Below are 22,648 nucleotides of genomic sequence, written 5' to 3'. Positions count from 1 at the left end.
GTTTTTATTTGCTCCATGAACTCGTGGAATGCATCATCTCAGACAATCCTGTTTTGATTTGGTATACTTTTTTAGTTATGTTTATTAACTATTCGAATTTGAAGAAAAGGAGGCGTCGTGTTCGATGCAACAACCTATTCAAAAACTGTGGACGAGAGACTTTTTGATTATCTCGCTCATCAACTTCTTCCTGACGCTCATCTTTTTCTTATTGATGGTCACCATCGGAGTACATGCCGTCGAGTCGTACGGGGCGACGACGAGTCAAGCAGGGCTCGTCACCGGCATCTTTATCATCGGAACGTTGACCGGGCGATTGTTCATCGGTCGACTCATCGATTCAATCGGCCGGAAAAAGACGCTTTATATCGGGCTCGTCTTTTTCACCGCCACCATCTTGTTGTACTTCGTCCATTGGGGCGTCGGGTTCTTATTGCTCACTCGTTTCGTACACGGTCTCGGGATGGGATTATCGAGTACCGCAACCGGAACAATCGTGGCACAGGTCATTCCTGCGACACGAAAAGGCGAAGGGATTGGCTACTACAGTATGAGCTCTACCTTGGCGACAGCCATCGGACCATTTGTTGGGTTACTCCTTAGCCAATATACGAGCTTCACCGTCATTTTCGGACTTTGTTTCGTGATTGGACTGATCAGTTTGGCGAGTACGTTTTTCGTGAACGTGCCAGAAGTAGACGCACCGGAAGTCGTTCGTGGTTTCTCATTGAAATCATTCGTTGAACCGAAGGCGTTACCGATCGCACTCATCATCGGGATGGCCGCGCTCAGCTACTCGAGCGTCTTGTCCTATATCAACTTTTACGCGAGTGAACTTGACTTGATTGAAGCGGCGAGTATCTTCTTCCTTGTCTACTCCGTCGCCGTCCTGTTGTCTCGTCCGATTACCGGGAAATTGATGGACGCGCGCGGGGCGAATGTCGTCATGTATCCAGCAATCGCGATTTTTGCCGCCGGGCTTCTCGTGCTCAGTCAAGCGAATAGCGGCTGGATGCTGTTACTCGCAGGTGCTCTAATCGGGCTCGGGTTTGGAAATATCCAGTCGGGTACACAAGCGATTGCCGTCAAGGCTTCCCCACCCCACCGGATGGGTATGGCTACTTCGACGTTCTTCATCGCACTTGATGCAGGTCTCGGGTTTGGTCCGTATTTCATCGGTCTACTCATTCCGTTGACTGGATTTTCGACGCTATACTTGATGCTTTCCGGCGTCGTTCTCTTTACCATTTTCTTGTATTACCTCATGAACGGCCGGAGCGAACAGAAACAATTGAAAGAAGCTGCCTGACAGGATGTGATTGCATCCTGTCTTTTTTTGAAAGTTCACACATTTTATCGAAGGATACGTTAAGATAAAAATGACGTGTAAAAAATAGAACGAAATGAGGGAGACGAGATGAAGGCTGACCAAACACTTCAATACAACGCATCGATTTTATTACGGACGTTCGATAAAATTTCAGACTATGTGTTCTTTATGGAAGTCGATGGTTCAGCTTATCGATACGTCTTTGTGAATGAACCCGCAAAACGCGCAATCAACTGGTCGGACGCAGATGTCGGAAAACAGATTGACGAACTCGTCCCCGCTGAAACGGCCGCGCTCATCACAACCTATTACGATGAAGCGATTCGAACAAAAAAAAGTGTCGTCTATGAAGACTATCGTCTTGCTGACTCGTTCTACACCGATACGGTAGAAGCAAATGATGTATTGACGCTCCCCCTTCATTACTTTGAGTCAGAAGTGACTCCTATTTTTAATGACGAAGGACAATGTACACATATCGTCTCTGTCGTCCGTGAAGTGACGGAACGGAAACGTCGTGAACTGGAATTGTCCATTTTGAAAGATCATCATGAGTCATTAAGACGTTACTCGCCTCATGGCATTTTTGTACTTGATCAACATCTGAATATCAAATCGGTCAATCCGGCCGTCACGAGCATCACTGGATATGCCGAGCAGGAGATGCTCCATCAACCGTTCCTTTACTGGCTTCCCGAGGACGAACGCTCTCGTGTGCGGAAAGGGTTGCAGTTCACGTTATCCGGCATTCCGCACAAGTATTCGGTTTACGCCATTCATGAGTCTGGGGAACGGCTTGATTTGTCCGTATTGAACATCCCGATCGAAGTCGGTGGCAACATCACCGGATTGTTTGCCATCATCATCGATTTGACGCCTGAGAAGAATGCTGAACGGGCCACAATCGAAAGTGAACGTCGCTATCGCCAACTGATCGAAACGATTCCGGAAGGCATCATCGTTCACCAAGATGGGAAGATTTTATATGCGAACGCAATGGCGCTCGAAACGATTGGAGAGACTTATCTCGAGAGTGAATCCATCTTTTCTTTCATTGCAGAAGAATATCACCAATCTACTCAGACACGTCTCGCTACCCTTGAATTAGGTGGACCTGTTCAAGATACCGAGATGGTCGTTGTGACGCCGAGCGGGGACCGATTTCATATGGACATCAGCAGTCTCCTCATCGACTATGAAGGACGGCTGGCCGTATTGACGATTTTGCGCGATGTCACGGAAAAACGAGAAATGGAACAGGCCCTGAGACAAAGTGAGTTACAATACAGACTGATTACGGAAAACATGAGTGATCTCGTTTGCATATTAGAACGGGATGGGACGGTTCGTTACGCCTCCCCTTCTCATCGTACGGTTCTCGGCTTTGCGGCCGATTACTATGAAAGGAAGAATACGCTCGACTATATTCATCCAGATGACATTCAAATCGTCCGTTCACAATTGAAGGACTTGAAAGAGCAAGACGTCTCGCTGACTCTTGAATTCCGACACTTTCACGCGGATCAACGCTGGATTTGGCTCGAGACAAAAATTCAAGCTATCTATGACGAATCAGGGCATCTTCTGCACTACTTGACGGTCAGTCGAGAAATCATGCAGCGAAAAGCGCTTGAGAAGCGCTTAAAGCACTTGGCATATCACGACACGCTGACTGATTTGCCGAACCGACGCTACTTCCTCGCCTATCTTGAAGAAGCCATCGAAGAGACGAGATATGAGAAAGAGCAATTAGGCGTTCTCGCGCTCGATGTCGACCGGTTTAAACAAATTAACGACACGTTCGGTCATGATGTCGGGGATGAGCTCTTGCGTCAATTGGCGCGCCGATTGACGTCGGTACTCCGAAAACAAGATATGGTGGCAAGACTCGGGGGCGATGAATTCGCCGTCCTCATCCGATTCACCGATCCTTCTTCTCTCCATCGTGTCGCCGAAAAGATTATCCAAGCGTTACAACGACCTTGGGAAATCGACCAGCATACATTCATCACAACTTCGAGCGTCGGTGGCGCTCGTTATACAAAAGGATTGTCGACTAAACAGCTGTTGAAACGTGCCGACCTCGCTTTATATGAGGCGAAAGCAGACGGTCGAAACCAATATGTACTCGCAAAGGACCTATGATTATGGTCCTTTTTTCACGTGAAACATCTAATCATCCCTTAAACACGAACATTAAACACTCATAAATCTAAATACATTCATTTTTAGACCATTTTTACGAAGTTTTCCTTTGACTTTGAGAGTCGTTCACGTTATATTACCGAATGGGCGAAGTTTTTTCATAGTTCAAGACGTTAATGTTCGTGAATAGGGGTGCAACTTATGGATAAAGTATTTGATTATGAAGATATTCAATTAATTCCTGCAAAATGTATTGTCGACAGTCGCTCGGAATGTGATCCGACCGTCGAGCTCGGAGGCTTCACGTTCCGTTTACCGGTCGTTCCGGCTAACATGCAAACGATTATTGATGAGAAAGTGGCGCTCATGTTGGCCGAGAACGGTTACTTTTACATCATGCATCGCTTCAATCCTGAGACGCGCCTTGCGTTTATCCAAGATATGCATGAGAAAGGTCTCTATGCCTCAATCAGCGTCGGGGTGAAAGAGGATGAGTATGGATTTATCGAGATGCTTCAGTCGACTGGTCATACACCAGAATTCATTACGATCGATATCGCACATGGACACTCGAATGCGGTCATTCGCATGATTCAGCATATCAAACACCATCTTCCTGAATCATTCGTCATCGCGGGGAACGTCGGGACACCAGAGGCCGTTCGTGAATTGGAGCATGCCGGAGCGGATGCGACGAAAGTCGGAATCGGACCAGGGAAAGTATGCATCACGAAAATCAAAACGGGATTCGGCACGGGCGGCTGGCAATTGGCGGCACTTCGCTGGTGTGCCAAGGCAGCGACGAAGCCAATCATCGCGGATGGGGGAATCCGTACACATGGGGATATCGCCAAGTCGATTCGTTTTGGCGCTTCGATGGTCATGATCGGTTCATTGTTCGCTGGCCATGACGAATCTCCAGGGGAAACGTTCGAGCAAGACGGCAAACAACTGAAAGAGTATTTCGGCTCTGCTTCCGAGTTCCAAAAAGGTGAGCGAAAAAACGTCGAGGGGAAAAAGATGTTTGTCGAACACAAAGGGGCACTACAAGACACATTGACCGAGATGGAGCAAGACCTCCAGTCGGCGATTTCTTACGCGGGTGGCGACAGTCTCGAAGCATTGCGCACGGTAGACTATGTCATGGTGAAAAACTCAATCTTCAATGGGGATAAAGTATACTAAAAAAAGGCGACCTCGTGTCGCCTTTTATAGTTCCTTCATCATCATGTAATAGTCAGATCCAGGCGGGTAGTCCGGTAGCACACCGGCGACCGTATAGCCAAAGCGCTCATAAAATGATTTCGCCTGAAACGAGAACGTCGTCAACTTCACACGCGTCGCACCGAGCGACTTCGCAATCGTCTCCCCTTCTTCAAGCAACCGACTCCCGAGCCGCTGTCCCTGAACGTTCGACTCCACCCATAAACGGTCTAAATCGAACCATCCCCAATACACACTCCCGTACAAGCCAGCAATGATCCGTCCTTCTTGCTCGATTTTCAATTGAATGGCCGGTACAATCGCCTCGCGAATCTCGCGATGATGCGCAGAGTGAACATTGTTATAATCACGTAGCTTCCCAGTCAAAAACTGTTGAAATGACTCGTCTTCTTCATGGATTCGTACAATCGTATGCATTAATTCTCCACCGTCCCATTCACAAAAAACGAAATCAATTCCTCCTCTTCCTCGTTGATCTCACGATTGACGAGTGAAGCGTATGATTGAGTGATGTTATCACCATTTCCCGGGAAATCACGCGAAATGGTGGCGATTCTTCTTAATGCCAGACAATCTTCTGCGAACGCTTCACGACTCACCATCTCACCGTGTGACCAGACAATCTGTTGGGCATCAAACGCCTCCAATATATCCAACAACCGAAGGGTTTCTTCCGGAGTCATTCGCCGTGTCGGAGAATAGATGTCCGCGTATAACGCGTCTCCTAAAAATAGAACCCGCTCTTCTACGACATACAGGACAACAGCATCTTTTGCATGGTCGCCACCGACATGCCTCAATATGACATGGATCCCACCAAGATCGAGCGTCAACGATTCCTGAAACGTCAGTGTCGGCAGAACGATTTGAATGTCTCGCGAATCACCATACTCTTCGCGGATCGCCTGGGCACAAAACTCGATTTCAATTCCTTCAGCAACTCGTTGATTCAATGATGCATCGTCCCAAGCGTAAGGGACGAGCTTCTCCATCTCGTGCTTTGTCGCCTCGCTTGCGATTGAGACCACTCCTTCTAAGGCAGGAAGACCGAAGATATGATCCCAGTGCCAATGTGTCAATGCAACCATCGAAGGCGCACGGAGGCCACGCTCTTGAAGCTGTCCTAAAAAGGTTGAGGCATGGGCCACGGAGTTGCCCGCGTCAATGAGTAACGTATGTGTGTCACCGACAACGGCACCAAGAATCGGACGGTCCGTATGCGCAACCGGCGTCATATACCAAAAACGTTCCGAATGTTTGATCAAGGTTTGCATGAACGGCTCGACTCCTCTTCTATCAATTTGGTTAGTTCTTCAAATGAAGAACGCTCATCATTTTGGATTCGGACATGACGAAACGGGATCCGATCAAGCAATGTAAGCTCAAGTCGCTGTCTGTCCGCCAATACCGCAATCGTCCCCGATACACCGACAAGGTTACGTTTCGATGCATAGGACCCTGTCGTGTAATACTCGACAAACCCCTGTTGCCATTCAATCGGTCGCTCGTCGTAGACGACTGGAAATATCCGAGCGACATCGTTTAACTCCAAATATATGATGATTGGTTCGATTGGTTTTAGAATCGATGAAATTTCTTGAACGTATGCTTCAATCGCCTCTAACGAAACGTCTTGGGCGACCATCCCAATCGTGAACGGATTTTGAAACAACGCACATTCAAAGACGACGTCACGTTCTTCCTGCTCGAATTTCGTTACATAACGTCGCCATCGTTCGCACATGATTCGTGTGTGGAGTGCAAAGGGCAACTCATAGACATCCGTTCCTACGCGCTCTTCCCCTTCATCGTAACGAACGAGCCACCCGCCTTCAATTTCATCAAGAATCGTACCATGTGAAGGTGGTTCCGTTACCCAGTAGATTTCATGCAGATCGACGGGGTGAGCAGCGTCCACTTCCGAATAGAAGATACCTTCTTTCAACGCACATATCTTTTCAGCAAATGTGGATTTCCCACTTCCCGGCAGCCCCTCAATCAACCACAATTTCCCCATATTCAAAACTCCTCACCATTTGAATATCCATCGTATTGAAACCATTGGTTGCCACCATTGTTCTTCGCAATATACATAGCCGCATCCGCTTGCTGAAGAATCGAATCAATCGTTGAGGTAGATTGGATTGTGGCGACTCCGATACTTACTGTAAGACGTATGGTTTCACCATTTGACGCGTTTATTCCCTGGGAAATAACGTTGTTCATCTCCTTTAAGCCAACAGGTCCATCCTCTTGAACGACAACGAATTCATCAGCTGAAAATCGATATACTTGACCTCCGAACGTTTCCACGAATCCGCTCAATCGTTGTGCGATTTCAATCAATAACTCATCTCCGATCAGGTAACCATATTGATCATTAATCCGTTTGAAGTCGTCTATATCGATCAACAACAATGTGACTGTTTGTGAACGCTGAATCTGTCTATATAGATCGGTCATGAGTGTATATCGATTACAGAGTTTTGTTAGTTGATCCTGTGTCGCAATTCGAATCATTTCGCGTTGTTTCCGCTCTTTCCGGATTCCGTTCTCTAACCATCTTGCAAGCAATCGAATCGTGTCTGCCAACTCTTGCAGGGTTTCTTCGTCGAGTTGATCGTTTAAATTACCTTGTTCCGCCAATAAGACAATCCACCCAAACACTTGGTGTTTATGTGTCAAAGGGAAGCTGACAATCGTTGTGAACTCAATTCCATCTACAATCAGTTCTCCTTCTTGAAGAGTTTGTGAACCGACCGTCGTCAGTTGATGGAGGGTGCGCAGTTCTTCTTCCTCCCACATCAGACGAGACACCCCATTCTCGACCAAGAGACGATGTGAGGATTCACTTGAGAAGATCACGGCATGCGAGTAACCGACCCATTCCAATAAGATTTCTTGAACTCGTGCCAACTGGTCTTGAAACGGCATGCGAAGTGCCGTCGCTTCATACAACGCCTCTACGACTTGTTGGCGTTTGATTTGTCGCCGTGACATTTCTGTATGTTCAATCTCTGCCATGACCCAGTGTGTGAACGACTCGAGCGCATGTAGATTCTCTTCAGTGAATGTTCTCGCCTGAGCATCTACCACACAAAGCGTACCGATGACGTGACCTTGTTTCGTCCGGAGCGGCACCCCGGCATAAAACCCGACTTGATCGAGCCACGGACTGTCACTCTCAAATGCTTCAGCTGCCACATCTTCAATCACAATCGGACGTTCCGACGTGACGACTCGCGTACATAGCGTCCACTCTCGCTTAAGATGAGAAGATTCGAGTTCGATCCCGACACACGATTTGAACCATTGCTGGTCCGTCGTCATGATGGAGATGAAGGCAATCGGCATCTGCAACGTTTGTGCGACCAAACGAGAAATCCGATCAAACCGTTCTTCTTGTGGCGTGTTTAAAATCTCCAATCGTAAGATGGCCTTTATTCGCTTTATCTCGCGTTCATCAAGTGAAGGATGAAGTAACTGCGACGGCTGTTCAATTTTCAATAAGACCGCCTGGTGAGAATACAAGATTTCGAGTGCCTCATCTAGGTTTTCGAGCGCCATCGGACGGCTAAAGAAATAACCTTGAATTTCATCACAGCCGAGCTGACGTAAAATACGATACTGTTCTTCCGTTTCCACGCCTTCTGCTGTCACTTCGAGTTCTAACTTTTTAGCGAGTGACACAATCAGTTTGACGATTTCGTATTCTTTCATCCCATTCTCTTGATCGAGTTGTGCAACGAATGATCGGTCAATCTTGATGCCATCGATTTCAAATAGCTTCAAGTAATTTAAAGAAGAATAACTTACCCCAAAATCATCAATCATCAATCGGAATCCTTGCTGCTTCAACGATTCAACCGTTTTGATGGCAGCTACCGGTTCATGCATAAGTGTGTGCTCCGTCACTTCGAACTCAAACTGCTCCGGCTTCAGGTCATATGACGAAATGATGGTCACCAATTCATTCATGTGATGCTCATGAAACAAATTCGGTGACACATTCACGGCGACACGACGACCTTCGAATTGCTCTGGATGTGCAGATACGTCCTGACAGACTCGATTCATGACGAATTGCGTCACGTCTTCAATGAGAAGTGACTGTTCCGCAACACGAATGAACGTTTCAGGAGAGACGAACCCAAGTACCGGGCTATTCCAACGAATGAGCGCCTCAAAATGAATCGACCCATCCATCGACACTTTCGGTTGATAGACCATATATAGTTCGTCTTGTTTGAGCGCCTTTACCAGTTCCGTTTCGATCATGATTTCATCAATGTAACGCTGTACATACTCATCGTGTTCATATAAACGAATCGTTTGATTACCGGCCTGGCGTGCTTCAAGCAGAGCGGTTGAAGCGTTCATAATCACGCGATCAGCGTCAGACGTTCCTGAACCGATGCCGATACAACTTGATAATGGGAATTCTGCATCGGCCACTTTGTAAGACTGATTCGCGATGACATCAAGTAAATGTTCCGCATACATAAAGGCCGTCTTCATCGGGACGTGGGGCAAGACCGCGATAAAATCTTCCCCATCGACCCGACCGATGATGGAACCTTGCGGGAGTGTATTCGCCAATTGACGCGTGATGTCTTTAATCAATTCATTCGAGCGCTCCACCCCTTGGAGCGACATCATCATCTTGAAACGATTGATATGTAGGCGCATCACACTCGTTTCTTCCGTGCTCTGGCGCTCAAACAGTTGATCAAGGTCCAATTTGACTTTCATCAAATTCGGCATTCCCGTCAAATAGTCCATATGTTCGATACTACGCAACAACTTGATTTCCGCTTCTTCTGACAAATCCGTCGTCAAACTGAGCACGTAGCGCACGACACCCGATTCATCTTCGATCGGCACAAGCATAGAGGAGGCGAATCGGGCCGTATTGGATTCGATATTCATTTTTGACATGAAATAGACCGGTTCCCCCGTCTCGACGACCGCATCATAATGTCCAATCAATTCATCTGCTACTTCTGAGCGATACATCTCATGTAAATACTGACCTTCCACATCATCAGGAAGCGAGGAAGCGACTTTTCCCTGATCGCTCACATGAACATAACGATAGCCTTCATCCGTCACTTCCATTAGAAATACCATTCGATACAAGCGTGTGAACAGCTCGAATAGATAATATGGGTCGCCTTTCATCCGTTGCATCGTATACCTCCACCTGTTCCTTTTTCTTATAGTGTAGTTGGTTTCGCTCCGACTATGGAGAAAACCTTTGAAAAAATGGGAAAACGTTTTTCATTCATACAAAAACACCTCCTCAATCTGAGAAGGTGTTCGTCGAATCAAAGCAACTCGTTCGCCAACAGGCGATAGACGTTCAAGCGATCCTCTTGTTTATGCTGGATGCTACAAATCATCGCTTCGTCAAAACCATAGCGCTCCGACTCGTCTCGCAGTTGTTCTGCGATTTTTTTGGGCGTCCCCACGAGGTGAATCGCCCGGTTGTTGGCGATATGAATCTTGTCGACTTCCGTGAGCGGATAGTCGTGGGCTGCTTCTGGACTCAACAGCTGTCTCAACTGTCCGCGCATCAAGAAGAGACGCGACAAATCGGACGGCCGAGCCAAATATTCCGCCTCTTCTTCCGTCTCTGCCGTCGTGACCAAATACGTGACGCTGATGTCCGGCTTCTCCATAAAGTCAGACGGAGTGAAGTGGTGACGATACGTATCGAGTGTGTCGGCACTCAGTTCGCCATTGAAAAACTGTGCGAAGGAATAGCCGAGTCCCATCCGACCGGCTTGTACGGCACTGTTTCCGCTCGACCCAAGTAACCACGCTTCCGGAAGCGTGACGCCTGTTGGGGCGGCCGGTGTGTTCTTATACCATCTCTCTTCTGGTGCTTCATCTTTGATTAATTGAAGCGTCGTATCGAGCTTTTCGTATAGACCGTCCATCATCGGCTTCTGCCCTTGTGACATCGCATAAATCGCGTTCGCGTCACCGCCTGGGGCGCGTCCGACACCGAAGTCGATGCGTCCTGGTGCAAGGGCGCTGAGCGTCTTGAACACTTCCGCCATCTTCAGTGGCGAATAGTGCATCATCATGATGCCGCCGGACCCGAGACGAATCTTGTTCGTCTTTGCTGCCAGATAGGCCGTGATGACTTCCGGAGCCGAGCTCGCGAACGACATGCCGCCATGGTGCTCCGCCATCCACATCCGGTAATATCCTAACTCCTCTGCGACTTGTGCGAGCTCGACCGCGCTGTTCAGCGCATGCTCGCCTGTATGACCCGATGTGACCGGCGCCTGGTCTAACACACTCAATCTCATGATGCATTCTCCTATCTCTATAATGAAGTTTCTAAATATCTTGAATTTGTTGGACTCGCCGTCATCATACTAAATGCTTCAAGGGAATACGAATGTTTTGCCTAGTGTCTGCTTTATATTTTTCAGAAAATTTACGCATTCGGTTGATAGCACCTGGTCCTATTTTTTATACTAATAAAGAAATACGTTTTAATAAGGGCTGGATGTGTAATGGGGATACATAGACAGTACAAACACTTCGGGGAAATGGGGAATGCATCATGAATGGTTCATCAACACCAGACGGAAAGAAACCTTCTTTTTCGAGTCGAGACTTTTTTAAGTTCTTGATTCCATCGCTCATCGGCATCATGTTTTTCATCGTACCAATTTCATCAGAAGAAGGCTTTACGATTCCGGTCGCTTTCTTATCCAATCTATTGATTGAGTGGATTGGCGAATTCGTCCCGACACTCGCTGTCATCATGATGGGGATTTCGATTGTCGGATCTTTATTGTTGTTTACGACACGTCCTGCTTTTATGGTGGAACGACCGTCCATCAACGCACTCTTTAGCGTGACACCGTTTTGGTTCGTCATGCGCATCATCGGTTTTGTCGCCGGTGTGATGACGCTACTCACACTCGGACCAGAAATGATCACGTCAGAATTCACAGGAGGTTTGCTCCTCTTTGATTTGATTCCAATCTTGTTTGCGACATTCTTTTTTGCAGGTATGTTGTTACCGCTCCTTTTGAACTTTGGGCTTCTCGAGTTCGTCGGGACGTTCTTGATGAAAATCATGCGCCCACTCTTCCGCTTGCCAGGGCGCGCCTCACTCGACTCGCTCGCTTCATGGGTCGGGGATGCGACGATTGGGATTCTACTGACGACCAAACAGTATGAGGAAGGTTATTACACGAAACGGGAAGCATCGATTATTGCGACGACCTTCTCCGTCGTCTCGATCACGTTCACCATCGTCGTCTTACAATATGTCGAACTCGACCAATATTTCTTGCCATACTACGGAGCGATTGTCTTATCTGGCTTGGTCGCAGCGCTCATCATGCCACGGATTTATCCACTATCTAAAAAAGCAGATACGGCTTATGAGAAGACCGAGCTTAAACCGGAAGAAGAGGTGCCGTCAGACGTTTCACTCGGGAAGTGGGCGTTGATACAAGCGCTACAAAAGTCACGTTCGAGTAAAAGTTTCCTAGAGACACTCAAAGACGGCTTCAAAAACGTCCTCGATATGTGGATCGGTGTTCTCCCTGTCGTCATGGCGGTCGGGACAATCGCGGTCGTCATCGCAGAATATACGCCGTTCTTTACCATTATCGGAAAGCCGTTCGAACCAATCCTGATGCTCCTGCAAGTGCCTGAGGCATCAGAGGCCGCTCAGACGATGGTCGTCGGTTTCGCAGATATGTTCTTGCCGGCCGTCCTCGGAAGCGGCATCGAGAGCGAATTGACACGTTTCGTCATCGCCACACTGTCTGTCACTCAGCTGATCTACATGTCTGAAGTCGGGGGGTTGTTGCTCGGTTCAAAACTACCGATTTCATTCCTCGACCTCGTCTTAATCTTCTTGTTACGCACCTTCATCACGCTTCCGATCATCGTCGGAATCGCGCATCTTGTCTTTTAACGAAAACGACGCCCTTTCTCTTTTATGAGATAGGGCGTCCTTTGTATACTAAAAGAAAAAGGAGGGAGATCAAGATGGAGCACCCATTTGCAGGACAACTCGAGGTCGCGAACAACGGATATGCCGGAATCATCGACCCAGAGCTTTACGTGAACGATCGGTATCACGGACGCTGGACATTAAAGCGCTCTGTACAGATTGAAGGCGTGCCCGTCTTACTCCAACGCCAGTTCGAAAACGGAAAGAACAACTGTACGTTGACGTCCATCACCGCAATCTTTCGTTTCTATCGAGACCATGGGTATACGAATATCCCAGATGATGTGACACAGATTCAAGAAGATGTGCGCGAGATCGCCTTCAGGCATCATTTCAAAGATGAGAAAGGGACACCCCCGACTCAAATCGCCACCATCATTACGAAACTGTGGAAGCGATACGGGTATGACGGTCGAGGCAGTTCCCGCTATCTATGGAAATGGTCGACGTTTGAGCGTGAGCTGAAAGCGGGTCGCCCGTTTGTGTTGAATATGGCGAACGGTTTTTATAAAAATCATTCCGTCACGGGAATCGGTTATTTACAGTTTGAAAAACGGGGTTTTCCGGACGTCATCTTGTTGGCCGTGCTCGACAACCGTTCAAAAGACGTGCGCTATATCGACTTCAATGAATTCAATTTCTGGGGAAGTATCACACGCGTCCATCCACCAGCCACTCGTCCATAATCGTTTCAAGCGCTTGTCCGATTCGTAACAGATGCTCGCGCTTTGCATATGACCCGTAATGTAGCCCGTTTGAATCACGACCATTCCCGAGCCCGACGAACACTTCAGACGGCTTCATATGAAGTCCAATCATCGGGATGCCTGATTCATGGCGTCCGATTTCATAGGTGATGGCAGGATAAGCTTCCAGTCTCCCCGTCGTCGAGAAACCTGTGAAGGCACGACAATTCTCTCGCCCGAGCACAATCAAACGGGTCGGGTTGATGGTTGTAATTGTGCGCTCTAATAACTCGATTGAGGTCGGATGCTCCATCCAACCGCGTCCGGCCTTCATCTTCCCCATTTGTTCATACGTCGCAAGTTTAAAAAAATCGACGTGGATGACAGAGGCCGGATTGTCATAAAACGTTCGCCCCATCCCGTTCAACAGCGCCTCAAGTTTGGCGCCACCCGGTTTTCCGAACCAGCTCGTCGTCGCGCGACCTGATTCGAAATAGGCCGATGCTCGTTCAATCGTTTCTTGTAGCGCCTCTTCATTTCCGAGGTAATCTTCAAACGAGAGCGCGTCACGCCAATAGAACTTTTGGGCTTGCCCCGTTCTCGGTGTCCCATCTCGATGTAAAAACTCGCCGCGTGACGGGTTCGTCCCAATAGTCAGCCATTGATTCGCACGAGGACGACCGTACCAAAGGACAGGCGATGCCTCCGAAATCAGTTCTTGACCAAACGATGTCTCACATAACGTTGCTTGAAATCGGATTGCATCTTGTAACAATTGTACTGCCTCCATGTCATCCCTCCTCTCCCGTTCGTTTCCCGCTTTCGAGAGTTCATAAAATGCGTTATAGTGATAGGACGAAGCCAAACAAAGGACGTGTATACATGCGCATCAATAAATTCATCAGTGAATCAGGCAAGGCGTCCCGCCGCCAAGCCGACCGTCTCGTCGAAGAGGGACGCGTCACCATCAACGGGAAAAAAGCAAAAATCGGCGACCAGGTCAAACCGGGGGATGAAGTCCTCGTCAACGGTTCGGTCGCACGTGTCGCACGAAACAACGTGTATATCGCCGTCCATAAACCGGTCGGGATCACGAGTACGACAGAGAAGAAAGTAAAAGGAAACTTGGTCGACATGGTCAACCACCCGCTCCGCATCTTCAACATTGGTCGTCTCGATAAGGACTCAGAAGGTCTCATCCTCATGACGAACGATGGCGATATCGTCAACGAAATCCTCCGCGCAGAAGGCGAGCACGAGAAAGAATACATCGTCTCGGTCGATAAGCCGATCACACCAGAGTTCGTCGAACAGATGGAAGCCGGCGTCAAAATCCTCGGACAGAAGACGCTACCGTGTAAAGTGCGTCCGCTCTCGAAATTCGACTTCAACATCACCCTCACGCAAGGACTCAACCGTCAGATCCGTCGGATGTGTGAGGCGCTCGGCTATGAAGTATTCCGTCTTCAACGCGTGCGTGTCATGAACATCACGCTCGGGAAACTCCCGCCTGGACAATGGCGCGACCTTTCGAAAAAAGAGCGCGAGCAGTTGTTCCGTGAATTGAATTACGAACCGAAAGAATGGTACTAAAACAAGCCTAGACGCGCGTCTAGGCTTGTTTTTTTATTCTGGTCGAAGTGATGCGACATGGTCGGTCTCACGGCGAATGAAACGTTTGAGTTGAGCGCTCAAGTCATCGAGCTGACCCATTGTCGTTCTGAACTTGAAAGTCGCATGGAAGTGATCGAACGAATCGTGTGGCCACTCGTCATGGATGAAGACGTCGACTTGAATCGTGCCTGTCCGATCAATCAGTGTGAACGTGAGGCTGATTTTTTGGTCATCCGCATCCGGGTTCAACAACTCCCAAGTCACGGGATTCTTTCCCCATATGTTATTGAATCCATCGATTGAGTCAATCAGTTCTTGCAACGTCTCGTCCTGTATATATACATCTTGATTGCTCGAACAGACGGATGCATGGAGCTGAAGCCTAACCTGATAGAACAGCTCAGTCTCATCCATCCAAATCCGTTCCATCTCGAATTGAGTTTTCACTTTTCGCACCAACTTCCTCTAAATTAACGTGCCTATTTAATCTGGTAAACAAAGGGCACACCGACGACTTTTTGTTAGCCATTCAAATACCCATCCCAGTCGAAGTCTTCAATTTCTTGAAACTCTCCATCCTCGTCACGTTCATACACACAAAGTGGTGGCTGTTTAACGAACGTTAGGATAGAGTCATCGATATTCAAGATGACACCGATTGAAACGATGTGAAAATGATCTGCATCATTTAAGTAAGCATCATCTTCATATCCGCTCAAAAAGGACCAACCTGAATCCCCTTCCTCATGTGGCTCATCTCGCAACATAAAATGAAATTCTTCACGTTCTAACACATCCGCACTGACCGTCACAAGCGTATCCATATAATAATCCCACTCATCCTCAGCTGGATCTTCAAGTTCGGTCTGACAAATATGCTCCATCCCGAACGAAAGGACGGTACCTAACGTGATTGGTAAACGATACGGCTCATTATCGAGCACACCTTCAAACTGATTACCGTTGACCGATGTGATTCGGACCCACATCCGTTCTCCCCGATACCCATCAGGCTCAGCAACATCAGTCGCAAAAATCAATTTCACATAGTCATCGACTTTTAATCGGCTCAATACCGCTGTGCTCGGTATATAAAACGTATAAGGAGCTGCTCGATGCAATGCATGTGCATCATCTAAATACCAGTTCATCTAATCCCTCCTAAATAACGAAACTACCTCCTAGTTAGCATAGACAGTTACGACTCAAGAATACAAAAAAGGATTCAGTTCAGAAGAACTAAATCCACATGGTGTTATTTCGCCGTCACGCCACCGTCTACCGGAAGTTCGATCCCGCTAATATGATTCGCTTCGTCTGACGCGAGGAAGAGCACGGCTGCCGCCACCTCATCCGCTTGTCCGAGATTCGGCAAAGCGATTTGATTCAAGAAATGTTGCTTATAGTCTGGATGTTCCATGTGTGGCGCACTCATCGGTGTCACGATGTACCCTGGATGTACCGAGTTGACGCGAATGTTTTGCTTCCCGTAATCGACGGCCGCTGCTTTCGTGAGAGAACGGACAGCACCTTTCGAGGCCGTGTATGCCCCGGCACCTGCCATACCTGTCAGTGCTGAGATGGAGGAGATGTTGACGATCGATCCTCCGCCATTCTCTGTCATGAGCGGAATTGCATACTGCGTCCCTAACATAACCCCATCGATGTTGATGCGATACGTGCGCGCCCAGTCCTCTTCTGTCTGTTCCAAGAACGGTTTCGCGAGTGCGATTCCGGCATTATTGATGAGGATATCCAATTTGCCACACGTCGCTTCCACTTCTGCAAACACGTCTTCCCAACTCGAGCGTGAGGTCACGTCATGCTTCACTGCGATGGCTTCCCCACCTTGTGCACGAATCGACTCGACTACGCTTTGTACCCCTTGTTCATTGATATCTGTTGCGACGACCGTCGCTCCTTCTTTTGCGAATAGACATGCCGTCGACTCTCCCATACCGCTTCCTGCCCCTGTGATGACCGCTACTTTCCCCTGTAAACGCATTGTCCCAGCTCCATTCATTAAATTATGATAGTCTAACTATCATAATCATAATTGGATATGGCATTAATCTCAACGAAACTGCTCGAAGACGATATACTAGGGACAGACAATGAGGTGATGGAATTGAGTAAACGACAACAAAACAAAGAAGAACGAATCCAGCTGATTATCCAAGAGGCCGAACGCTTATTTTTAGAGAATGGCTTTGAGAAAGTTCAAATGCAGGACATTGCGGATGCGGCAGGGATTGGGGTAGCGACACTGTTTCGCTATTTTCCGAAGAAAGACCAATTGATCGTCGCAGCGGCCGTCAAAAATCTACAGCCGACACTCGAGCGATTTGAACAGTTTGTGAATGAGGAAGGCAATGCCTATGAACGGCTCGAGATCATCTTGAACCACTTTTTCGAGATGCAGTTGGAGCGGACGGACCACGCCCGTTTTCGTGAGGCGTTCGAGAGCTATGCATCGTTCGTCGCCACACCCCTTCCTGGCATCGAGACATACATTGAGGTACAACGACGAATCATGCAGACACTCGAACCGTTGATTGAAGACGGGAAACGAGACGGTTCATTCCGCTCGGATATCGATGTGAAGGTGACCGTCGTCACAATCATCAATACGTTCGGGACGTTCGGCAACAACATCCTATTGAAGTCTCACATCAGTTATTTAGAGGACGATATCGAACCGGCCGTACAATTGCGTGCTTTAAAAGAGATGTTCCTCGCATCCATTCGGGCATAAGAAAACCCCTTCCTTGTGAAGGGGTTTATTCGTGCAGTTCTAACGGTAGTCCATCGGGGTCGAAGAAGAAAGTCATCTTCTCTCCTGTAAAATCATCACGACGAATCGGTTCTGTCGCAATCCCACGTTCATTCAATTCGGCGACGACGGACTCGATGTCCTCGACCTTGAAGGCCAAGTGGCGAAGACCACATGCTTCCGGAAAACTTGGACGCTCGGGACTGTCCGGTTTGATGAACAGCTCGAGCTCATATGTACCAAGACGTAAGTCGATTTTGTGATCCTGTTTCTCGGGGCGGTGGTGTTCTCGAATCACTTCGAATCCGAGTGCCTCGACATAAAACTGCTTGGCTTTATCGTAATCCGACGCAATGATTGCGACGTGGTGAATCGTGTGTAAGTTCATCCTTCTACCCCCGTATACAAAAAATGAGCACCTCTCACTAGAGGTGCTCTCGAAAGTCTACCGCGACGGACCACGCTCCACAACGTGCTCCTCAAGGGAATGTCCGCCGTCTTACATAGACCAGCTCATCGCATGTACTCAACTATATGCGAAACCTACGTCCTCGTCAATCTTTTCTTCAAATCCGGTTGACATCTTCCTAATTTTTAGGATAATCAATAGTGTTAGCACTCTTTATACGAGAGTGCCAAAATACAGACAAAAAAGGGAGAACGATCATGACAAAGAAACAGTTTCAAACGGAATCGAAACGAATTTTAGAGTTGATGGTCCACTCAATTTATACACATAAGGACATCTTCTTGCGCGAGCTCATCTCGAACGCAAGTGACGCGATCGATAAGATGTATTATCGCGCCCTCTCCGACGAGAGCATCGAGTTCAACAAAGACGATTACTTCGTCAAAGTCGAACTCGACAAAGAAGCGCGGACAATCACGATTCGCGATACAGGGATTGGGATGACAGAAGAAGAACTCGAAACGAACCTCGGAATCATCGCCAAGAGCGGTTCACTCGCCATGAAACAGGCGACGAAGATGGAAGAAGACCATAGCCTCATCGGTCAATTCGGGGTCGGGTTCTATTCCGCGTTCATGGTCGCTGACCGCGTGATCGTGCGGACTCGCTCGATTGACAGTGAACAAGGATACGTATGGGAGTCAGAAGGCACAGATGGCTATTCGATTGAACCGATAGACAAAGCGGACATCGGTACAGAAATCATGCTCCACTTGAAGGCAGACACGGAAGATGATGCGTATTCGTCATTCCTTGAAGAGTATGAGATTCGTTCGCTCATCAAGAAACATTCGGACTTCATCCGTTATCCAATCAAACTCGATGTGACGAAGCATCGTCAAAAAGAGGACTCAGAAGAGTATGAGGACTACAAGGAAGAAGAGACCGTCAACAGCATGGTGCCGATTTGGCGAAAACGTAAGAGCGAGTTGACAGACGAAGATTACAAAGCGTTCTATCACGAGAAGCGCTATGGCTTTGATGAGCCGCTCAAGCATCTTCACTTGAACGTCGATGGGACGATTCGTTATCAATCGATTCTCTACATCCCGTCAACGGTTCCGTTCGACTATTACACGAAAGAATTTGAGAAAGGGCTCGAGCTCTACTCGAACGGCGTCTTGATCATGGAGAAGTCACCAGACCTCTTGCCGGACTATTTCGGTTTCGTCAAAGGGATGGTCGACTCTGAAGACCTCTCACTCAACATTTCCCGTGAAATGTTGCAGCAAGACCGCCAGCTTCGCGTGATTGCGAAGAACGTGAAGTCCAAAATCAAAGGGATGCTCGAGAAGATGCTCCAAAACGAGCGCGAGGACTACGAGAAGTTCTACGAGTCGTTCGGTCGCCAATTGAAGTTCGGCGTGTACGACCAGTTCGGCGCAGCCAAAGACGAATTGAAAGACTTGATTCTCTTCCATTCTTCTCATGAGAAGAAACTCGTCTCGCTCAAAGAGTACATTGAGCGGATGAAAGAAAATCAGAAATACATCTATTATGCGACAGGCGAATCAATCCATCGCATCGATCTCTTACCACAAGCAGAGCGCTTAAAAGAGGAAGGATATGAAATCCTCTACTTCACAGAAGAAATCGACGAGTTCGCAATCAAGATGCTTCAGTCGTATGAAGACAAAGAGTTCAAATCGATTGCGAGCGGCGACCTCGGTCTCGATGACGCGGAAGCGAAGTCGCTCAACGAGGACAACCAAGACTTGTTCGCCTTCATGAAAGAAGAACTCGGGGACCGCGTCAAAGAAGTGCGTGCCTCGACACGCCTCAAGTCACATCCGGTCTGTCTGACGGTCGCAGGTGACGTCTCGATCGAGATGGAGAAGATTTTGAACGCGATGCCAAATGGCAGCGGTATGAAAGCGGAGAAAGTACTTGAAGTGAATGCTGAGCATGCCATCTTCCAGACGCTCCAACGTGTTTATAAGGAAGATGAAGCAAAAGCGAAACAATATACAGACCTCTTGTATCAGCAAGCCCTCCTCATTGAAGGATTACCGATTGAAGATCCGGTAGCGTATTCGAATGCGGTGTGTGCGTTGATGGCGGAGTGACGGTGAAGGCAGAGGGCGACCTCTGTCTTTTCATTTATCTATTGTTCATCAGCTGCCGTAGCTGATTTGGTGACAGTACTTGTTCAGTTCTCCGGTGAATCATCCTATGACAATTAGAACAGACGGGAATCAAGTCAGTTTTAGGATTTACTATCACAGGTTCATCTAGAGTGCTCAATGGTTTTAAATGGTGTACTTCAATAAAATCTTTACCTCTCTCACCGTACACAGACTCAAAATTGAAGCCGCACACGATACAGTTGACCCCATGAAATTCTATGGCTTTTCTCCGGTTCGAAGCATCTCGTTCATACTTTTTACCGTAGTAGTATCTCTCTTTACCTTCATAAACAAAATTACCATCTTCTGCTTCTTCCGCTCTGATATCTTCCATTGCGTTATACTCGCCTAAATCAACTTCCGATAGAACTGCAACGATATTTTCATAACCCTTTTGACTCTTAAATTCTTGAAACATCTGTTCCAATGTAAAACTTTTAAACACTGACTTGAATGCCTTCTTCAAACCCAGATAATGAAGAATCCCCATGGATTGGTAACCCTTTGATTCTTCTGAATCTAAACCTAAGAATCTCTCATCCATCTCTCTATGTGTCAATCCATCCATCAAATGTCCGATAATCACTTGATATCTTTGTAATTCACTATATTGTTTAAATTCTCGGTCCCTACCACTAGGTTGCAACGGTGGTAAATACATAAACATCCTCCTATTTTTACAAATTTCATAAATCCATTATAAAAAACCTCTTTTTAGATTGATTGAAACGGTTAGAATTCAAGTGATAAATCCTTCACGAAATCGCTCTTAAAAGAGGTTTTGCTTAACTTTATTTTTTTCTCCAAAAACCTAGATATATGAGATGAGGTTATATGTCGCTTTATCAAATTCGTCCATAAAGCGACTCATTTTCTTGCCGTATCCAGTTAAGAAAAGCCTGCTCCTTGCCCTTGTCATCGACACATATAGCAATCTTCTTTCCACTTGAATAGCGTCCTCAACTTCTTCTTCATCTACATTTTTTAGATTCGGAAGATTTTTGTCGGTAAATCTCGGAATAATGACAATATCGAATTCGAGCCCTTTTGCGGAGTGCATCGTCACGAGTTTAACTCCGGGTGTTAAACAACTCCCGTTCTCCTTTTCGATATGCTCATTCGGGATATTGTAAGGCAGCATCTTTATAAATCCTTTGAGTTGTTTGTTGTGTCGGAATAGAACACCAATTGTAATGTCTTTATTCGTAGTTTTATCCCACTGCTCTTTAATCAATTCTACGAGACCCTCATACTCATCTTGGTAAGTATCATACTGATAGATTTCTGGAGTGAACCCGCTACTCTTTTTAGGTATAACAAGCTCTTCTCGAGCTTCTTCACTGTTTTTTGAGGAATTGCTGTTCAAATCTTTGTTATAGAGCGGAAGTGCCATGGTGACAATTTCTCGGCATGATCGATGCATCTCTTCCAAATGTTTTGTGCGTCCTCCGACAATATTAATTCCAACACTTCTCCAAGTGAAATCTGTCTTGTAAATACGTTGACCAATATCCGCAGAGACAATTAGGCTCTTTGGGTTCAACTCTCTCAATACGATGAGCTGAACTTGTGTTAAATCCTGAGCTTCATCAATCATAACGTAATCATATGTCTCTCTCGCTTTAACCACATCAAGATTTTTGTATAGTTGGATGCCGTAATCATCGAAAGGAACAAGAGATTTCATAGCCAAGCCCTTATCCAGGTGCTTCATGAATGCGAACACTTCTTTGCGATCAGGTTGCTGAAGACTGACTACACGTCCACTCCGTCGCACGTTCAAATACTCTTCCTCAGAAATGATGCCTTTCCCTTTAATCCATTTAATCTCGTCTTTCAAGAATGATTTGAATTTCTCATCGCTATAGAAGCGATGATTTGTCGTTCTTCGATCCTCATAACAGTTATCAAAAAGCGTAGCCTCTTGATAAGATGAGGAAGAAAACCTTCCCTTAATCGGTTTCAAGTACTTATACGCCCAAGAATGAAACGTGCGCACCTCTAGGTTTCTCTGACTGTATCCTCTGTCTGCTAAATACTTCTGCGCATAGGCGGCCAATGTCTTATTGTATGTAATCAACAAAATTTTAGCACTTGGATTTGTTTGTAAAATCTTTTCAATTTTCATTAAGAGGACAGTCGTTTTCCCACTACCCGGAGCTCCCTTGATTAACACGTGCTCTGCCTGAAAGTTGATGGCGTCGTTTTGCTGTTTTGTAACGGTGATTTTAACCATGTGATCACTCCATCTTTAAAAAAAGTCGTCTTCAAAAAAACTCTTCCGTCTT

At 47.0% G+C, this 22,648-nt stretch carries 20 protein-coding genes; 8 read left to right on the top strand and 12 right to left on the bottom strand.

Annotated features, from left to right (window positions below):
• Positions 1-124 precede the first annotated feature (124 nt).
• From KNO99_RS06655 to guaC, 3 genes are all read left to right on the top strand, one after another.
• Positions 125-1,309: an MFS transporter gene (locus tag KNO99_RS06655; protein WP_214746623.1), complete on the top strand. Its 1,185-nt coding sequence runs from the start codon at positions 125-127 to the stop codon at positions 1,307-1,309.
• A gap of 108 nt (positions 1,310-1,417) precedes the next feature.
• Positions 1,418-3,475 (top strand): PAS domain S-box protein, encoded by a 2,058-nt coding sequence (locus tag KNO99_RS06650; protein WP_214746620.1) that lies wholly within the window; start codon positions 1,418-1,420, stop codon positions 3,473-3,475.
• A gap of 201 nt (positions 3,476-3,676) precedes the next feature.
• A complete protein-coding gene (gene guaC / locus KNO99_RS06645) occupies positions 3,677-4,660 on the top strand; it encodes a GMP reductase (RefSeq protein ID WP_214746618.1) in 984 nt (327 codons plus the stop codon).
• Between the two features lie 24 nt (positions 4,661-4,684).
• Here guaC and KNO99_RS06640 read toward each other — a convergent pair whose 3' ends face one another.
• From KNO99_RS06640 to KNO99_RS06620, 5 genes are all read right to left on the bottom strand, one after another.
• Positions 4,685-5,116, bottom strand: a complete 432-nt coding sequence (locus tag KNO99_RS06640) for a GNAT family N-acetyltransferase (protein WP_214746615.1) — start codon at positions 5,114-5,116, stop codon at positions 4,685-4,687.
• Complete coding sequence (locus KNO99_RS06635; protein WP_214746612.1) at positions 5,116-5,973, bottom strand: MBL fold metallo-hydrolase; 858 nt, start codon at positions 5,971-5,973, stop codon at positions 5,116-5,118. The genes KNO99_RS06640 and KNO99_RS06635 overlap by 1 nt, the downstream gene beginning before the upstream one ends.
• Positions 5,961-6,716, bottom strand: coding sequence for a P-loop NTPase family protein (locus tag KNO99_RS06630; protein WP_214746610.1), 756 nt, complete (start codon positions 6,714-6,716; stop codon positions 5,961-5,963). Before KNO99_RS06630 ends, KNO99_RS06635 begins: the two co-directional genes overlap by 13 nt.
• A gap of 2 nt (positions 6,717-6,718) precedes the next feature.
• Positions 6,719-9,889: an EAL domain-containing protein gene (locus KNO99_RS06625; protein WP_214746606.1), complete on the bottom strand. Its 3,171-nt coding sequence runs from the start codon at positions 9,887-9,889 to the stop codon at positions 6,719-6,721.
• Between the two features lie 137 nt (positions 9,890-10,026).
• On the bottom strand, positions 10,027-11,019 hold the full coding sequence (locus tag KNO99_RS06620) for an LLM class flavin-dependent oxidoreductase (protein ID WP_214746603.1): 993 nt from the start codon (positions 11,017-11,019) through the stop codon (positions 10,027-10,029).
• Positions 11,020-11,279: 260 nt separating this feature from the next.
• Between KNO99_RS06620 and KNO99_RS06615 the strand changes: the two genes are divergently transcribed.
• Together KNO99_RS06615 and KNO99_RS06610 are read left to right on the top strand one after the other, a co-directional pair.
• Positions 11,280-12,653: a YjiH family protein gene (locus KNO99_RS06615; RefSeq protein ID WP_214746600.1), complete on the top strand. Its 1,374-nt coding sequence runs from the start codon at positions 11,280-11,282 to the stop codon at positions 12,651-12,653.
• Between the two features lie 74 nt (positions 12,654-12,727).
• The gene (locus KNO99_RS06610; protein ID WP_214746597.1) at positions 12,728-13,378 is read left to right on the top strand and encodes a C39 family peptidase; all 651 of its coding nucleotides are present in this window, start codon (positions 12,728-12,730) and stop codon (positions 13,376-13,378) included.
• On the opposite strand, the gene KNO99_RS06605 is transcribed toward KNO99_RS06610, so the two are convergent.
• On the bottom strand, positions 13,344-14,168 hold the full coding sequence (locus KNO99_RS06605) for a hypothetical protein (RefSeq protein WP_214746595.1): 825 nt from the start codon (positions 14,166-14,168) through the stop codon (positions 13,344-13,346). The genes KNO99_RS06610 and KNO99_RS06605 overlap by 35 nt on opposite strands.
• A 92-nt stretch (positions 14,169-14,260) precedes the next feature.
• On the opposite strand from KNO99_RS06605, the gene rluF reads away from it, so the two are divergent.
• Positions 14,261-14,971 carry a 23S rRNA pseudouridine(2604) synthase RluF gene (gene rluF, locus KNO99_RS06600; RefSeq protein ID WP_015880301.1) on the top strand — a complete coding sequence of 237 codons (711 nt, stop codon included), beginning with the start codon at positions 14,261-14,263 and terminating at the stop codon, positions 14,969-14,971.
• Between the two features lie 33 nt (positions 14,972-15,004).
• Here the strand turns inward: rluF and KNO99_RS06595 are convergent, their stop codons facing one another.
• The 3 genes from KNO99_RS06595 to KNO99_RS06585 form a co-directional block, all read right to left on the bottom strand.
• Positions 15,005-15,448: a hypothetical protein gene (locus KNO99_RS06595; protein WP_371743049.1), complete on the bottom strand. Its 444-nt coding sequence runs from the start codon at positions 15,446-15,448 to the stop codon at positions 15,005-15,007.
• A 65-nt stretch (positions 15,449-15,513) separates the two neighbouring features.
• The gene (locus tag KNO99_RS06590; protein WP_214746592.1) at positions 15,514-16,143 is read right to left on the bottom strand and encodes an immunity protein Imm33 domain-containing protein; all 630 of its coding nucleotides are present in this window, start codon (positions 16,141-16,143) and stop codon (positions 15,514-15,516) included.
• A gap of 104 nt (positions 16,144-16,247) precedes the next feature.
• Positions 16,248-16,997 (bottom strand): SDR family NAD(P)-dependent oxidoreductase, encoded by a 750-nt coding sequence (locus KNO99_RS06585; protein ID WP_214746589.1) that lies wholly within the window; start codon positions 16,995-16,997, stop codon positions 16,248-16,250.
• Positions 16,998-17,120: 123 nt separating this feature from the next.
• Here KNO99_RS06585 and KNO99_RS06580 point away from each other — a divergent pair, with 123 nt between their 5' ends.
• Positions 17,121-17,747: a TetR/AcrR family transcriptional regulator gene (locus KNO99_RS06580; RefSeq protein WP_214746586.1), complete on the top strand. Its 627-nt coding sequence runs from the start codon at positions 17,121-17,123 to the stop codon at positions 17,745-17,747.
• A gap of 25 nt (positions 17,748-17,772) precedes the next feature.
• Here the strand turns inward: KNO99_RS06580 and gloA2 are convergent, their stop codons facing one another.
• Positions 17,773-18,153, bottom strand: a complete 381-nt coding sequence (gloA2, locus tag KNO99_RS06575) for an SMU1112c/YaeR family gloxylase I-like metalloprotein (protein WP_214746583.1) — start codon at positions 18,151-18,153, stop codon at positions 17,773-17,775.
• A 278-nt stretch (positions 18,154-18,431) separates the two neighbouring features.
• On the opposite strand from gloA2, the gene htpG reads away from it, so the two are divergent.
• Positions 18,432-20,300 carry a molecular chaperone HtpG gene (gene htpG / locus KNO99_RS06570; protein ID WP_214746580.1) on the top strand — a complete coding sequence of 623 codons (1,869 nt, stop codon included), beginning with the start codon at positions 18,432-18,434 and terminating at the stop codon, positions 20,298-20,300.
• 34 nt (positions 20,301-20,334) lie between these two features.
• Here the strand turns inward: htpG and KNO99_RS06565 are convergent, their stop codons facing one another.
• Both KNO99_RS06565 and KNO99_RS06560 read right to left on the bottom strand, forming a co-directional pair.
• Positions 20,335-21,021 (bottom strand): HNH endonuclease, encoded by a 687-nt coding sequence (locus KNO99_RS06565; protein WP_251130981.1) that lies wholly within the window; start codon positions 21,019-21,021, stop codon positions 20,335-20,337.
• A gap of 150 nt (positions 21,022-21,171) precedes the next feature.
• Positions 21,172-22,596, bottom strand: a complete 1,425-nt coding sequence (locus KNO99_RS06560; RefSeq protein WP_214746574.1) for a 3'-5' exonuclease — start codon at positions 22,594-22,596, stop codon at positions 21,172-21,174.
• Positions 22,597-22,648 lie beyond the last annotated feature (52 nt).

It is taken from the genome of Exiguobacterium sp. s189 (assembly GCF_018617615.1).
Lineage (GTDB): Bacteria > Bacillota > Bacilli > Exiguobacteriales > Exiguobacteriaceae > Exiguobacterium > Exiguobacterium aestuarii_A.
The sequence above is the reverse complement of the archived record's forward strand: the minus strand, read 5'-3'. Positions and strand labels throughout refer to the sequence as shown.

Bases quoted from the DNA above. Each gene is read 5' to 3' on its own strand.
- KNO99_RS06655 (WP_214746623.1), top strand. From the start codon at position 125: ATGCAACAACCTATTCAAAAACTGTGGACGAGAGACTTTTTGATTATC.
- KNO99_RS06650 (WP_214746620.1), top strand. From the start codon at position 1,418: ATGAAGGCTGACCAAACACTTCAATACAACGCATCGATTTTATTACGG.
- guaC (WP_214746618.1), top strand. From the start codon at position 3,677: ATGGATAAAGTATTTGATTATGAAGATATTCAATTAATTCCTGCAAAA.
- KNO99_RS06640 (WP_214746615.1), bottom strand. From the start codon at position 5,116: ATGCATACGATTGTACGAATCCATGAAGAAGACGAGTCATTTCAACAG.
- KNO99_RS06635 (WP_214746612.1), bottom strand. From the start codon at position 5,973: ATGCAAACCTTGATCAAACATTCGGAACGTTTTTGGTATATGACGCCG.
- KNO99_RS06630 (WP_214746610.1), bottom strand. From the start codon at position 6,716: ATGGGGAAATTGTGGTTGATTGAGGGGCTGCCGGGAAGTGGGAAATCC.
- KNO99_RS06625 (WP_214746606.1), bottom strand. From the start codon at position 9,889: ATGCAACGGATGAAAGGCGACCCATATTATCTATTCGAGCTGTTCACA.
- KNO99_RS06620 (WP_214746603.1), bottom strand. From the start codon at position 11,019: ATGAGATTGAGTGTGTTAGACCAGGCGCCGGTCACATCGGGTCATACA.
- KNO99_RS06615 (WP_214746600.1), top strand. From the start codon at position 11,280: ATGAATGGTTCATCAACACCAGACGGAAAGAAACCTTCTTTTTCGAGT.
- KNO99_RS06610 (WP_214746597.1), top strand. From the start codon at position 12,728: ATGGAGCACCCATTTGCAGGACAACTCGAGGTCGCGAACAACGGATAT.
- KNO99_RS06605 (WP_214746595.1), bottom strand. From the start codon at position 14,168: ATGGAGGCAGTACAATTGTTACAAGATGCAATCCGATTTCAAGCAACG.
- rluF (WP_015880301.1), top strand. From the start codon at position 14,261: ATGCGCATCAATAAATTCATCAGTGAATCAGGCAAGGCGTCCCGCCGC.
- KNO99_RS06590 (WP_214746592.1), bottom strand. From the start codon at position 16,143: ATGAACTGGTATTTAGATGATGCACATGCATTGCATCGAGCAGCTCCT.
- KNO99_RS06585 (WP_214746589.1), bottom strand. From the start codon at position 16,997: ATGCGTTTACAGGGGAAAGTAGCGGTCATCACAGGGGCAGGAAGCGGT.
- gloA2 (WP_214746583.1), bottom strand. From the start codon at position 18,153: ATGAACTTACACACGATTCACCACGTCGCAATCATTGCGTCGGATTAC.
- htpG (WP_214746580.1), top strand. From the start codon at position 18,432: ATGACAAAGAAACAGTTTCAAACGGAATCGAAACGAATTTTAGAGTTG.
- KNO99_RS06565 (WP_251130981.1), bottom strand. From the start codon at position 21,021: ATGTATTTACCACCGTTGCAACCTAGTGGTAGGGACCGAGAATTTAAA.
- KNO99_RS06560 (WP_214746574.1), bottom strand. From the start codon at position 22,596: ATGGTTAAAATCACCGTTACAAAACAGCAAAACGACGCCATCAACTTT.